At 62.9% G+C, this 13,254-nt stretch carries 10 protein-coding genes and 1 pseudogene; 4 read left to right on the top strand and 7 right to left on the bottom strand.

Features of this window, described 5'->3' with window-relative positions; genetic code table 11:
- Positions 1-281 precede the first annotated feature (281 nt).
- Positions 282-1,286: a homocysteine S-methyltransferase gene (gene mmuM / locus AC1DNG_RS05285; RefSeq protein WP_476886803.1), complete on the top strand. Its 1,005-nt coding sequence runs from the start codon at positions 282-284 to the stop codon at positions 1,284-1,286.
- Between the two features lie 885 nt (positions 1,287-2,171).
- On the opposite strand, the gene AC1DNG_RS05280 is transcribed toward mmuM, so the two are convergent.
- From AC1DNG_RS05280 to AC1DNG_RS05265, 4 genes are all read right to left on the bottom strand, one after another.
- Positions 2,172-3,131: a carbohydrate kinase family protein gene (locus tag AC1DNG_RS05280; protein WP_476850805.1), complete on the bottom strand. Its 960-nt coding sequence runs from the start codon at positions 3,129-3,131 to the stop codon at positions 2,172-2,174.
- A 121-nt stretch (positions 3,132-3,252) separates the two neighbouring features.
- Positions 3,253-4,047 (bottom strand): ATP-binding cassette domain-containing protein, encoded by a 795-nt coding sequence (locus AC1DNG_RS05275; protein ID WP_476886802.1) that lies wholly within the window; start codon positions 4,045-4,047, stop codon positions 3,253-3,255.
- Positions 4,044-5,090 (bottom strand): ABC transporter permease, encoded by a 1,047-nt coding sequence (locus AC1DNG_RS05270; RefSeq protein WP_476850804.1) that lies wholly within the window; start codon positions 5,088-5,090, stop codon positions 4,044-4,046. Before AC1DNG_RS05270 ends, AC1DNG_RS05275 begins: the two co-directional genes overlap by 4 nt.
- Positions 5,091-5,204: 114 nt before the next feature.
- On the bottom strand, positions 5,205-6,323 hold the full coding sequence (locus AC1DNG_RS05265) for a substrate-binding domain-containing protein (RefSeq protein ID WP_223917292.1): 1,119 nt from the start codon (positions 6,321-6,323) through the stop codon (positions 5,205-5,207).
- Positions 6,324-6,488: 165 nt separating this feature from the next.
- Here AC1DNG_RS05265 and AC1DNG_RS05260 point away from each other — a divergent pair, with 165 nt between their 5' ends.
- From AC1DNG_RS05260 to AC1DNG_RS05250, 3 genes are all read left to right on the top strand, one after another.
- Complete coding sequence (locus AC1DNG_RS05260; RefSeq protein ID WP_476886957.1) at positions 6,489-7,487, top strand: LacI family DNA-binding transcriptional regulator; 999 nt, start codon at positions 6,489-6,491, stop codon at positions 7,485-7,487.
- Positions 7,488-7,542: 55 nt separating this feature from the next.
- On the top strand, positions 7,543-7,836 hold the full coding sequence (locus AC1DNG_RS05255; RefSeq protein WP_476870035.1) for a putative quinol monooxygenase: 294 nt from the start codon (positions 7,543-7,545) through the stop codon (positions 7,834-7,836).
- Between the two features lie 286 nt (positions 7,837-8,122).
- On the top strand, positions 8,123-10,747 hold the full coding sequence (locus tag AC1DNG_RS05250; RefSeq protein WP_476886801.1) for a GH32 C-terminal domain-containing protein: 2,625 nt from the start codon (positions 8,123-8,125) through the stop codon (positions 10,745-10,747).
- A 461-nt stretch (positions 10,748-11,208) separates the two neighbouring features.
- Here the strand turns inward: AC1DNG_RS05250 and AC1DNG_RS05245 are convergent, their stop codons facing one another.
- The 3 genes and pseudogenes from AC1DNG_RS05245 to aspA all read right to left on the bottom strand — a co-directional run.
- Positions 11,209-11,472 (bottom strand): winged helix-turn-helix domain-containing protein, encoded by a 264-nt coding sequence (locus tag AC1DNG_RS05245; protein ID WP_476858254.1) that lies wholly within the window; start codon positions 11,470-11,472, stop codon positions 11,209-11,211.
- A gap of 99 nt (positions 11,473-11,571) precedes the next feature.
- Positions 11,572-12,873: a dicarboxylate/amino acid:cation symporter gene (locus tag AC1DNG_RS05240; RefSeq protein ID WP_476886800.1), complete on the bottom strand. Its 1,302-nt coding sequence runs from the start codon at positions 12,871-12,873 to the stop codon at positions 11,572-11,574.
- 150 nt (positions 12,874-13,023) lie between these two features.
- Positions 13,024-13,254 (bottom strand): annotated as a pseudogene (gene aspA / locus AC1DNG_RS05235) (aspartate ammonia-lyase); the annotation flags it as partial.

Below are 13,254 nucleotides of genomic sequence, written 5' to 3'. Positions count from 1 at the left end.
CATATTGGCAGAGAGTGATGTTCATTACAAGCATGAATATATGCTTATTACGCACAATTTTGAGAGGTGTTCGCGTTCACTCGGCACATCCGCCAGACTTTGGGCGTGACTGAGCCGCGGAACACCGGTTGCTGCAAGCGGCTGCTGACCGTCATCTGCAAGCCCCGGGCTGCACTGCTCTTTTTGGCACTCCACGTTGTGCTACCTTGCATTGCCGGGCCACGAGGCGCCGCAACTGCCCCGCAGGAAAGAACAAACCGAAATGCTTGGAGCCCTGAACGATGCCCAGTACCATCCTTTCCCGCATGCTCGACGCCGGAGCGAACCTGACCGTGGACGGTGCACTCGCCACCGAGCTTGAAGCGCACGGCTGCGATCTGGAAGACCCTTTGTGGTCGGCTAAAGTCCTTCTGGAGCAACCGGAACTGGTCAAGCGCGTACACCACCATTACTTCCGCGCCGGAGCCACTGTCGCCATCACGGCTAGCTATCAAGCCACACCCCTGGGATTCGCGCGCCGCGGCATCGGCGAGGAAGCGGCCTTGGAACGGGTGGCATTGAGTGTGCGCCTGGCCGACGAGGCACGCCGCGAGTACCTGGCGGAAAACCCGGATGCGGGCCCCCTGCTTGTTGCAGGATCGGTCGGGCCCTACGGCGCGTACCTTGCCGATGGATCGGAATACCGCGGCGACTATGTCCTCAGCCGAAACGAGTTTTTGGAGTTCCACCGGCCTCGAATCGCAGCGCTGGTGGAGGCCGGAGCGGACTTTCTTGCCTGTGAGACGCTGCCTTCATTGCCGGAGGCCGGGGCCCTGTTGGCACTCATGAAAGAGTTCGACGTCGAAGCCTGGCTCTCCTTCACGCTACGGGATGGCGGCCACATCAGCGACGGTACGCCGCTGGCTCAGGCGGCAAAGCTCTTGACGGCGGAGCCGCTCGTGGCGGCTATCGGCGTGAACTGCGTGCCGCTGGAGCTGGTCTCCCCATCGCTGAAGGCCCTGGGCAGAGCCACTGATACGCCCCTGATCGCATATCCGAATTCGGGCGAAAGCTATGACGCAGTCACCAAAACGTGGGGGCCGGCCGCGGCGAGCCCGTCGGGCCCCGATAGTAAACAGCCCGCAAGCCTTGCGGAGGGAACGCCAATCTGGCGTGAACTTGGTGCCCGGCTCGTTGGCGGGTGCTGTCGAACGACCCCCCAGGATATTGCCGCCGTGACGGCGCTGTCAGAAAGTTACAAACCTGGATATCGACCGGTTGGTGCTGCTGGCGCAAGGAACTTCTGACGCGTCACGAACTTGGCCTCTACGCAGTTAACCTGAGTGGCGATGTCCCCTATTGAGTAACGATGTAACGGGATCTGTGCAGCAGCACCGATGCTTCCCCCCACGGAGCACCGAAACCGCCATCCCAACTGTGTATTAATCCGCCATTCTCAGCCCACAGTCACAGATTCACACCTAGGGAAGTTCTCGCGGCGGGGGAGCGGACGGAACGTGTCGCGCTTCAGGACCGGCTTGCGGACACGTCTGACGGGCAGTTGCGCAGCTCCCGAGGCGCGCAAAGAAGGGCCACGCCCCCCTGCGGTCTGGGATGTGGCTGGTGGCCGGAACGCTCTGAAACGGCGAACTTGCGGTGTGTGTACATTGTCCACACTTCCGCCTTCGGATCGAGTCGTATGTGGGTCGGATCGGGCCGGACCTCGCATGTTCCCGGGGGAGTCCAGTGTTCATCCATCCCTGGATTCGCGGTTTTCGACATGACTGCCAGAGCGTGCTCTACCACCACCCCGGCTCGTCTCTATTTCTCTGGCGTGTCGTCAGACAGTGGCATCGAGGGCGATGAGCGGCCGGGCGTGAGTGGTCGGAGGCGAGGGCGCCGGTCGCCGTCTTCGGAGATATCCGGCGTCGGACGTCCTGTGCTTTTTGATTCGTTCCGGTGCCGACCGGGTGTCTGCCTAGGGCCTCGGGGGAGCTGACCTGGTCGGACTGCCACACACGAAGTATCCGTCTTTGCGTTTCGGTTGAGCTGCCTAAGCGGAACAGTTTGGCCGGCGGGGCATAAGCGAATCCGGAATCCCGGCGTCAGTAGAGGATTTTCCGGTCTGGGAGGCGGGCGAGGGCGGCGCTGAAGGAGCGGTATCCGGGACAACCGTCATTTGATTAGGTGGTTCAGGAACCCCCGTATTGGGCACCGGAATGGGCTTCGATTGCGATGTTGAGTTCTTCCAGGGTCGGGGGGTTTGCTCCCGGGCGCTGCACGGTGATGGCCGCGGCTGCAGCTGCGGTGTGTCCAAGCTGCTCCAAGACAGCTGGGGCGAAACCTTCGGTTCCTCGGGTGAGAAAACCCAGGATCAGGGCGGACATGTAGGAGTCCCCGGCGCCGATGGTGTCGGCAACTTTGGACTTCACGGCGGGAATGCTGATGTTAGCGGCGGGGGTGGTGAATTGTGAGCCGTCGGCGCCTTTGGTGATGACGGTAAGTCCGGCGCCCAGACCGAGGATGTGTGCTGCGGTTTCGTCCAGGCTTTTTTGGGGGTACAGCCAGTAGGCATCTTCGTCGCTGAGTTTGACGACGTCGGTTAGGGGCACGAGCTCTTCGAAGGTGGCCAAAGCTTCCCTGTGGCTGCCGAGCAGGGCTGGACGGATATTCGGGTCATAGGTGATCATGCAGTGTGTGCGGGCTTGTTCGAGCAGGGATTTCACGGCGCCGGCACCGGGATTAAGGAAAGTGGCGATGGATCCGGTGTGCAGGATTTTTGGGAAGTAGGCGGGGGCTGTCGGGGCAAGGTCCCAGGAGATGTCGAAGTCGTACTTAGCGGAGCCGTCGGGTCCAAGGGTTGCTGTGGCCGATGCCGTTTTGGTGAGGGATTTTGATCCGGGCAGAAGTATGACGCCTGCACTGCTGAGGTGGTTTTCGATGGAAATCCCACGCGCGTCCGGGGCGATGGCCGTGAGCAGACCTGTGGTGACGGCGAGGCGGCCAAGTCCGTAAGCGACGTTGGCCGGTGAGCCGCCGGGGTGCTCCACCGTGTCGTGCGACGTGGTGACCACGTCGATCAGCGCTTCGCCTATGACCATGACGTCGAGCGTCTGGTGAGCGTCGTTCCGGGCTGTTGTGAGGTAATCCATGGTCTGTCTCTCGTGGGATGGTGATGATGGGAACTCCCGGTATGGATCCGTCCGCGGACCTGGGGGAGGTCCGCGGACGGAGAAGGGAGCTCCGGTAGAGCGGGAGGTTACTAGCCGGCCATCAGGCGGTGGCTGCGCCGGTCATGATCGCCACTGCGTCGGTCATTGTGTGTGATTGCGGAGTGATGGTGGCAGCGCACTTGCCCAGGCGCTGGATGTGGATCCTGTCCGCTACGTCAAAGACGTGGGGCATGTTGTGGCTGATCAAGATGACCGGCAGGCCTCGGTCGCGAAGGTCCCGGACCAGCTGGAGGACCTGGTTCGATTCCCGGACGCCAAGTGCCGCCGTCGGTTCATCCAGCACAACGACCTTTGAACCGAACGCTGCGGCGCGGGCCACGGCGACAGCCTGGCGCTGGCCGCCCGAGAGGTTCTCCACCGGCACTGTCACGTCCTGCAGGGTGGAGATGCCCAACCGGGTCAGCTCTTCCTTGGCCTTGGTGCGCATACCTTTGGTGTCAAGCATCCGGAACACGCTCCCGAGGAGTCCCGCACGCCTTTCCTCCCGACCCAGGAACAAGTTCGAGGCGACGTCGAGGGCCGGTGAGACAGCGAGGTTCTGGTACACGGTTTCGATGCCGTGGACCCTGGCGTCCTGCGGCCGCTTGAAGTGCACGGGCTGTCCTGACATGAAGAGCTCGCCGGAGTCTGGGACTTCTGCTCCGGTGAGGCATTTGATCAGGGTTGACTTGCCTGCGCCGTTGTCGCCGATGATCGCGAGGACTTCGCCCGGGTAGAGGTCGAGACTGACCCCGTCCAGTCCCACGACACGGCCGAAAGTCTTGACGAGGTTCCGGGCCTGCAGGATGGGCTCGCGCGTGGCGACGTGGGGGGCTTCAAATTCTGTCGTGGTCATGACTTGACCTTTCGGATCCACTGATCGACGGACACAGCAACAATGATCAGGACGCCCACGGCGAGCGTCTGGTACAGCACGTCCAGCCCGGCGAGCGAGAGGCCGTTGCGGAAGACACCCACGATCAGCGCTCCAAGCAGTGAACCCCAGATGGAGCCGCGGCCGCCGAAGAGGCTGGTTCCGCCGATCACGACGGCGGTGATGGAGTCCAGGTTCAGGTCTACGCCGGCGTTGGGGCTGGCGGCGTTGGTGCGCCCGATCTGGATCCAGGCGCCGGCGGCCAGGACGGCGCCGGCGGCGAGGTAGACGCTCATGAGAACCCGGTTGACGGGGATGCCAGCCAGGCGGGCGGCTTCCTTGTCATCGCCCACGGCGTAGACATGCCGGCCCCAGGCCGTCTTGCCCAGGATGAAGGCGACCGCGACATAGAGCAGGAGCATCATGACGACGCCGGTGGAGATCCGCACGGGGCCGAGCGGGAAGGTGGTGCCGGTCCAGGTCAGCAGGGGAGGCATGGCCGAGCCGCGAACGGTCGCTCCGTTGGAGTAGAGCAGTGTCAGGGCGATGAAGATGTTCAGCGTGCCGAGGGTGACGATGAACGGCGGGAGCCGGAACCTGGTGACCAGGAATCCGTTGAGTGCTCCGGCGGCAAGTCCTACGACCAGGCCTGCGAGCAGGGCAACAGGTGCGGGCAGTCCGTTGTTGACGGCGAGCTGGGCCATGACCATGGAGGAGAGGATCATGACGGCGCCGACGGAGAGGTCGATGCCAGCGGTGAGGATGATGAGGGTCTGGGCGATGGCCAGGGTGCCGACGACGGAGACCTGCTGGGTAATCAGCGAGAGGTTTTCAACCCGCAGGAACCTGTCATTGAGGAGGCCGAACACCACCACCGCGATGAGAAGTACGAGGGCGGGACTGAGGGCGGGGTAGCGGTGGAGGGTATTGCGTATCCGGCTGAGCGGTGTCTGGCGGTCAAGGAATTCCTCCGCCAGGTCGGCATGCCCGGCGCTGGGCGGGCCGGCGGTCTGTTGCTGGGTCACGATTGGTCCTGATCTTCCGTGATGGTTGCTAGGGGAGGCCCTAGCTCGGGAGATGCGGGGCGGGGAGGCCGATAGCGGGCGCCGGGTCCCCGCCCCGCAGTGAAGCTGGGTGGGTTACTTTCCCCAGCAGATGTCGGAGGCTTGGGTGGTGGTGATGCTCTTGACGCCGTCGGCCGGCTTGTCTGTGACGAGCTCGACGCCGGTGTTGTAGAAGTCCAGCCCCGGTGAGTTGGCCGGCTTCTGGCCGGTCTTGGCGAGGTCAACGATGGCCTTGACGCCCAGTTCGGCCATCTTGACCGGGTACTGCTGGGCCGTGGCGCCGATGACGCCGGACTTGACGTTGTTCACGCCGGTGCAACCGCCGTCCACCGAGACGACCAGCACGTCCTTTTCCTTGCCGGCGGCCTTCAGTGCCTCGAAGGCACCCGCTGCCGCAGGTTCGTTGATGGTGTAGACGACGTTGATGTTCGGGTTCTTGGCCAGGAGGGTTTCCATGGCGGTGCGTCCGCCGTCTTCGGCGCCCTGCGAGGCCTGGCTACCGACGATCTCGTAGTCGCCGCCCTTGCCGCCGGTGTACTTGCCGGTCTTGGCTTCGTCGCCGTTCTTCTTTTTATCCGCGGTGTCGATACCGAGGCCGGTCAGGAAGCCCTGGTCCCGGTTGTAGTCAACCGAGACGACCTTGTCATCAAAGAGATCGACGAGGGCAATCGTCGCTTTTTTCCCGTCCAGCTGAGCTGCGGTCCATTTGCCGATCAGCTCCCCGGCGGCGAAGTTGTCAGTGGCGAACGTGATGTCGGCTGCGTCGGCGGGATCCGGCGGGGTGTCCAGAGCGATGACGAAGAGCCCGGCGTCCTTGGCCTTTTTCAGGGCGTCCACTACGGAGGGGCCGTTGGGGGTGATCAGGATGCCCTTGTCACCCTTGGAGATCGCGTTCTCAATGGCCTGGATCTGGGTGTCCTCGTCGCCGTCAGCCTTGCCCGCAGCGAGCTTGAGGTCCACGCCGCCGGCCTCGGCCGCCTTCTTCGCCCCGTCCTCCATGGCGACGAAGAACGGGTTGGTCGTCGTCTTCACGATCAGGGAGACACCGACCTTGTCCCCTGACGAGCTACCGGTTGATGAGGTGGACGGGGAACTGCCACCACAGGCAGAAAGACTGAGCGCTCCCAGAGTCAGCACTGCTCCTGCAGCGAACAGGCGGGTGGCCGTTGAACGGGGTGCTTTGGAACTCAACATTGAATCTCCTGGTGTTTGAGGCCCTCACTGGCCTCGACAACGATGTCATGTACGATGTAATCAGCATCACACCAGAGAGTCAATAGATGCAACTTAGAAGGAGCGATATATTTGACAACGATGTCCGATCGTAGCCAGCCGACCATTTCCGCCAGTCGTCCGACAATGCGCCACGTGGCTGCCCTTGCCGGCGTCGGAATAAAGACCGTCTCCCGCGTGATCAACGACGAACCTGGCGTGTCGGACGCCACCCGGGAAAAGGTGCTCAGCGCTTCACGGCAACTCAACTACCAGCTGGACATGGCCGCCGGCAGCCTGCGCCGCGCGGGCAGAAGGACGCTCTCGGTCGGGCTGTTGCTGCCGAGTGTTTCCAACCCGTTCAGCGGCGAGATCAACCGGGCCATAGAAGATGCTCTTGGGGCCAGGGGAATCGCGGTCTTTGCGGCGAGCCTGGATGATGACCCCCAGCGGGAGCAGGACATCGTGGCGGCATTTCTTGGGCGGCGTGTCGACGGGCTCATCCTCACGCCCATCGCCAGGAGCCAGGCGTATGTGATCCCGGAGCATTCCCGTGACCTGCCTTTGGTCTTCATTGACCGTGAACCGGTAGGAGTGGAAGCAGATGCCGTCGTGACCGACAACGCCGCAGGCTCCGCGAGGGCAGCTGCTCACCTGATCAGCCGCGGCCACACCAGGCTCGCCTATCTGGGGGACCGCACCGACATCCAGACCGCCCGGGAACGCCGGCGGGGGTTCATTGAGGAGATCGGCCGGCAGGGAATTCCCACTTCCACGATTCCCGTCCGTGAAAACCTGCACGATGAGGAATCGGCCAGATTGGCCGTGTTGGAACTTCTCACCGCTGCCGAACCACCGACGGCGATCTTCTCCAGCCAGAACCTCATCACTTTCGGCGCCATGCGCGCTCTGAGAGAGCTCGGGCTGAGCAAACGCGTGGCCTTAATCGGGTTCGATGACTTCACGCTTGCCGACATGATGGATCCCGGCGTGACAGTCATCGCCCAGCACCCCGAGCGAATCGGGAAGCTGGCAGCAGAGCGGCTCCTGGCCAGGATCGATGGCGACGAGCAGCCCCCGCATACCTATGTTGTCCCGTCTGAGCTGATACAAAGAGGCTCCGGGGAACTCCGCCCTCCGGCCTGACACCGGGGACCTTCATGAACAATCTGCCAAACACATTGACCTGAATGGGATCATGATGACCAAAACCCTGTACGCCGAATTCACCGTCAAGCCCGGCAGCGAAGCACGTGTCGCGGAGATGATGCTTGAACTGACCCGGCACGTCCGCCAGGAACCGGGCAACGAACTGTTCCTTCCCTATACCAGGGAAGAGAACCCCCGGGAGTATTTTGTCTTCGAGGTCTACCGCGATGAAGCCGCGTTCCAGGAACACATCGGCGCCGATTACGGCGCCAGATTCAACGAGGAACTGGCCCGCCATATCGAAGGCGACGCCTCGGAACTGACCTGGCTTCTGCCGCTGGAATAGCCCTCAGCCAAATCCAGCCGATCCACGGTCGGCGGGAGCTGCTGCGTCCAGGACCCACGGAGAGGGCTGAACGGGGCCGCCTACCGGAAATAACCCTTCCAGCCCTGCCGCTGGGAGGGAATTTTCTGCTGCCCGCGCATCGCTTCGCCCGGCTCAGCCGCGCGGCGGGCGGCCTCATTCCCGCGCCGCCAAAACCGTTGACTTGTCTGACGGACATCACTTAGTGTCCTTCGCACTGACAACGTTGTCTACCGACGACGCGCGCAACGAAGGGCGAATCAAACGAATGAAGAACACGACCACCCGCAGGACGCATGCCGTTTCTGCACTGACGCTCGCGGGACTGACGCTGGCCGCGGCACTGGCAGGTTCCCTGCCGGCGTCGGCCGCGACAGACCCCGGGGACGAACCCTACCGACCGGCCATTCACTACACGCCGGCAAAGAACTGGATGAATGACCCCAACGGGCTCGTCTTCTACAAGGGCGTCTACCACATGTACTACCAGCACAACCCCTCCGGTAACACCTGGGGGAACATGTCCTGGGGCCACGCCACATCGAAGGACCTTGTTCACTGGCAGGAGCAGCCGCTGGCGATCTCCACCGATGCAGAGCAGGACATCTTCTCCGGCAGCGTCGTCGTGGACAAGGACAACACGACCGGTTTCGGTACGAAAGAGAACCCACCGCTGATCGCGATCTTCACCAGCGCCTACAAGGACGCCTCGCCCCACCGCGGCCTGCAGGCGCAGTCCCTGGCCTACAGCCTCGATGACGGCCAGACCTGGACCAAGTACTCCGGCAATCCTGTACTGAACCGAAACTCCGCCAACTTCCGTGACCCTAAGGTCTCCTGGTACAACAAACCCGGCGGCGGAGGCTACTGGCTCATGACCGCGGTCGAAGCCCAGGATCACAAGGTCGTCCTCTACAAGTCCGCCAATCTCAAGGACTGGACCGCCCTGAGTGAATTCGGACCAGCCAATGCCACCGGCGGGCAGTGGGAATGCCCCGACCTGTTTCCCCTCGCCGTGGACGGCGACCCGAAGAACGTTAGATGGGTCATGGTCGTCAACATCAACCCCGGCGGCGTGGCCGGCGGCTCCGCTGGCCAGTACTTCGTGGGCAACTTCGACGGCACCACCTTCACCTCCGAAACCACCAAACCCGTGGCCACGCCCCCTCCCGGGACGGTCCTGGCCGGATTCAACGACGGAACTTACAACGGCTGGACCGTCAACAACGAGCCAGGAAACTGGAAGAACGGCCCATTCGGCAGCACTCCGGCAAACGGAGCCCTTCCCGGCCAGAGCCCCGTGACCGGCTTTGACGGCAGTGGCCTGATCAACTCCTTCAACGACGGCGACTGGCCGCTCGGGTCCATGCAGTCACCTAACTTCACCGTGACCGACGACTACCTGAACTTCCTCGTGGGCGGTGGCAAGCACCCCCGCGTCTCCGACAAGCTGGACAACACCCCGCCCGAAGGGGAGCTCAAGTTTGACGGCTTCGAGGTTCCCGCCGGGACATCGCTGGCCGACACCGGCTGGACCGGGACCGGCGACCTCACCCCCAACTTCCAGCCCTCCACCAGCGGCGGGGACTTCTTCCTCGGGGCCAAACGGATCAACACCTTCGAGACCGGCACCGCACCGGGCGATGACCGGCAGGGCACCCTGACATCACCGGAATTCCCCATCACCAAGAATTTCATGAGCATGCTGGTCGGCGGCGGCAACCGCTCCGCGGACTCCGGACAGATCCTGGCCGCCCAGTTGCTCGTCAACGGCAAGATGGTCCGCTCCCTCGCAGGAGACAATTCCGGAATCCTGAACTGGAAAGGCTGGGATGTCGCCGAGTTCGCGGGACAGAATGCACAGTTGCGTGTAGTTGACCAGGCCACCGGCGGGTGGGGACACCTGACCCTTGACCACGTCATGCTGACTGACGGCCCGGCCGTTCCCCGGTCTGACGAGGAATCGGTAAACCTCGTGGTCAACGGACAAGTGGTCCGCACGGCCACCGGAAACGACAGTGAAAAGCTCGACTGGGCATCATGGAATGTCAAAGAATTCGTTGGCCAACAAGCACATATCAAAGTGGTCGACAATAACCGATTCGGTTGGGGCCACATTCTCGCGGACGACTTCATGCTCTCCTCGAAACCGGCACAGTCGGCCCTGGAGACCTATGACTGGCTGGACTACGGACGCGACTACTACGCCTCCGTGTCCTTCGGCAACATGCCCGATAACAAGCGGGTCATGCTCGGCTGGATGAACAACTGGGACTACGCCAATGACATCCCCACCAGCCCCTGGCGCAGCGCCATGGCCCTGCCGCGCGAAGTGAAATTGACCCAGACCCCGGAAGGGCCCCGGCTCACCCAAAGCGCCGTCAAGCAGGTCGACAAGCTGGCCCAAGAGCCAAGCTACTCAACGACGAAGGGCATCCCGATCGAGGAGGGAACAACCCCGCTGCCCGCGGCCGCCTCCGGCCAGGTCCAACGAGTCGACATCACCTTCGCGCCGGGCACGGCCAAGAAATCCGGCATCACCGTGCTGGGCGATGGAGCCGCATCCACCGTCATCGGCTACGACGCCACGACCGGGAAGCTCTTCGTTGACCGCACTAACTCCGGCAACACCGCGTTCCACCCGTCCTTCGCTTCCATAGAGGACGCCCCCGTCACCCTGGACAAGAAGGGCTACGTCACCCTTCGGGTCTACCTCGACCGCTCCTCAGTAGAGGTCTTCGCCCAGGACGGTCTGCGGACCATCACCGACCAGGTATTCCCCAACGCCGGAGCCGACAAGATGGCCCTCTTTGCAGAAGGCGGTACCGCCCAACTCAAATCACTCACCGTGACACCGCTTGAAAAGGCAATGTTCCTGGCTGAAAAGAAGTGACCCCACCCGCCGCCTGACGGGCTCCCCAAGGAGCTGGAACTGAAGGGATTGCGCCCGGTATTGCACCGGGCACAATCCCTTCAGCTCGTCCCTACCCCGGCGGCCGAAACATCAAGGGAAAGCCCCAGAGCAGCGCGCTCATTTGGAGGAGTTCACACACGACGGGGTTGGTGAGTGCCATGGCGAGCAGGAGCAGTGCCGGGACGGAGCGAAGCTTGGTGTGCTGCTGTCCGGCTTGGCGGTATATAGCGTCAACCAGTTCTTGGTGCTGCGGGTTTCGGGTCGTTGGGAAGGTGCCAGTCTTCGCCGGGGGCGTCCGGGTGTTCGCCCAGGACGTGGCGCCCGCCCAAACTGCGAGGTTGGTTGGGGGCGAGGACATGAGATTCCGGCCGTAAGGACACGGCGGACGACGGCGGGAGGTCCCGCCGTCGTCCGCAAGAGTTGCAGTCAGCGCTGTCCGGCTAGGAGGCGGGCTCCGTCTTTCCAGGGGCGAGACCGTAGAAGGGCGTGAAACGACTCCTGGCACCGGGGGAAATGTTGGAACGGACGATCGAAGCGCTCTCCAGCGCTGCCAGATGATATCTGACTGCGCCGCGCGAGGACGCGATGCCGTCGCTGATGTCAGCTACTTTGCTTGCCCCATGGCTTGCCAGGTAGTCGATGATTTTTGATCTGATCGGAGTGTTTCTCGCTCTTTTCGTCCGCTGAATGCGGTGCACGTCCATCGGGCTCTGGAGGTCAAAGTGAGCGGTCATTGGCCATGGCCTTTCATCCGGTGTGAGGGTAGGTTCGCAGGTTTGAAAATTTGGCCGAGCGGGATCCGGTCAGTGCATCGGAACACGCTCAAACTCCCTGCTGTCTTCAGTGACCTGCGCATCCTGGGAGGCTTCCGGGCGTGACGCTTCGAGGAGGGACGTGGACTTGTCGTGGTTCCGGCCGATGACCGCGGTGGCGATGGCATTTCCCAGGATGTTGGTGGCGGTGCGTCCCATGTCAAGGAGTTGGTCGATCACCAGCAGGACACCAATTCCGGCGGCCGGGATGCCGAAGGCAGGGACCACGGCGGCTACCACGACGAGCGACCCGCGTGGAACGCCGGCCATGCCCTTGCTGCTGAGCAGGAGCATTGCGGTCATCGCGATCTGCTGGCCAAGGTCCATGTCGATGCCGTAGGCGTTGATCAGGAAGACCGACGCGAAGGTCATGTACATCATGGAACCGTCCACGTTGAACGAGTAACCCAGGGGCAGCACGAAACCGGTGGTGCGCTTCTCGATGCCGAACTTGGTCAGGCCTTCAATGAGCTTGGGCAGGGCGGCTTCACTGCTGGAGGTGGCGAACGCGATGACCATGGGTTCGCGCACTATCCGTACCAGTCGGAAGGCGGCCCGTCCGAGGAAGGCGACGGCGACGCCGACCATGATGACCCACAGGGCCGAGAGAGACACATAGAACCCGCCGATGAAGGACGCGTAGGTGGCAAACGCATCGAGACCTTGGGAGGTGAAGGCCGCTGCGATGCCGGCGAAAACGCCGACGGGTGCCGCCAGCATCACATACCCGGTGACCTTCAGCATGACGCCCATCAGTTCGTCGATGGCATCGGCTATGGAGGAGCGGCCCTTCTTCCGGAGGTTCAGCAGGGCGATGCCGAAGAGGGCGCCGAATACGAGGATCTGAAGGGGGTTGTTTTCGGTCAGTGCGGCGAAGACGCTCGTGGGGATGATGTGGGTGATGAACGCCTGGTAATCGAGGGGCTTCGTTTCCATCCCCGCGTCGCCTCCCGGCATCAGGTGGAGCCCGTCACCGACGTTGAGTACATGGGCCGTGATGAAGCCGAACGCGCCCACCAGGACGGAGGCGGTCAGGAACCAGATCATTGAGCGGCCAAAGAGCTTGCCCACCCCGGCGGATTTGGCTGCTCCTGCGATGCCGGAGACGAGGGTGGCGAAGATCAGCGGGGCAATGATCATTTTGATGAGGTTCAGGAACATGTGCGTCACGGTGTCGAGGACCGCCACGACGGATTCGCGTGTGTCCACCGGCAGCAGCCAGTGGAAGAGCAGACCGCAGAGGATTCCGAACAGGAGCGCTGCCAGGATCCACATCGTTGATTTGTTTTTCATAGTCAGTCCTTGGGTAGAGGCCGGGTTGGTGGCCCGGTGCTGGAACGGTCCTCGTCATCGAGTTCCGTCTTCTCTGTAGTCGGTCGGGATTTTGGGCACGACGGCGTGCCCCTTGCTCCCTGGTCGGGCGGGGTCGTCGGTCTGCGGAGGCTATTGGGTGAGGTTGGCCAGGCGGTGCGGGCTGAGGAGCTCGGTGAGCTGCTCGTCGGTGAGCAGGCCGTGTTCGAGGACTAGTTCCGCGACGCCCTTGCCGGTGGCGAGGGCTTCCTGGGCGATGGCCGTGGCTGTGGCGTAGCCCAGTTGCGGGTTCAGGGCGGTGACGAGGCCGATGGATTGTTCCACGGTGAGGCGAAGGTGTTCGGTGTTGGCGGTGATGCCCCG

The sequence above is a fragment of the Arthrobacter sp. 01T425 genome (genome assembly GCF_056398725.1).
Note: the sequence above shows the minus strand (reverse complement) of the source record. Positions and strands in the feature narration are given on the sequence as shown.

Excerpts from the sequence above, each read along its gene's own strand:
- mmuM (WP_476886803.1), top strand. The coding sequence starts at position 282 with ATGCCCAGTACCATCCTTTCCCGCATGCTCGACGCCGGAGCGAACCTG.
- AC1DNG_RS05280 (WP_476850805.1), bottom strand. The coding sequence starts at position 3,131 with ATGGATTACCTCACAACAGCCCGGAACGACGCTCACCAGACGCTCGAC.
- AC1DNG_RS05275 (WP_476886802.1), bottom strand. The coding sequence starts at position 4,047 with ATGACCACGACAGAATTTGAAGCCCCCCACGTCGCCACGCGCGAGCCC.
- AC1DNG_RS05265 (WP_223917292.1), bottom strand. The coding sequence starts at position 6,323 with ATGTTGAGTTCCAAAGCACCCCGTTCAACGGCCACCCGCCTGTTCGCT.
- AC1DNG_RS05260 (WP_476886957.1), top strand. The coding sequence starts at position 6,489 with ATGCGCCACGTGGCTGCCCTTGCCGGCGTCGGAATAAAGACCGTCTCC.
- AC1DNG_RS05255 (WP_476870035.1), top strand. The coding sequence starts at position 7,543 with ATGACCAAAACCCTGTACGCCGAATTCACCGTCAAGCCCGGCAGCGAA.
- AC1DNG_RS05250 (WP_476886801.1), top strand. The coding sequence starts at position 8,123 with ATGAAGAACACGACCACCCGCAGGACGCATGCCGTTTCTGCACTGACG.
- AC1DNG_RS05245 (WP_476858254.1), bottom strand. The coding sequence starts at position 11,472 with ATGGACGTGCACCGCATTCAGCGGACGAAAAGAGCGAGAAACACTCCG.
- AC1DNG_RS05240 (WP_476886800.1), bottom strand. The coding sequence starts at position 12,873 with ATGAAAAACAAATCAACGATGTGGATCCTGGCAGCGCTCCTGTTCGGA.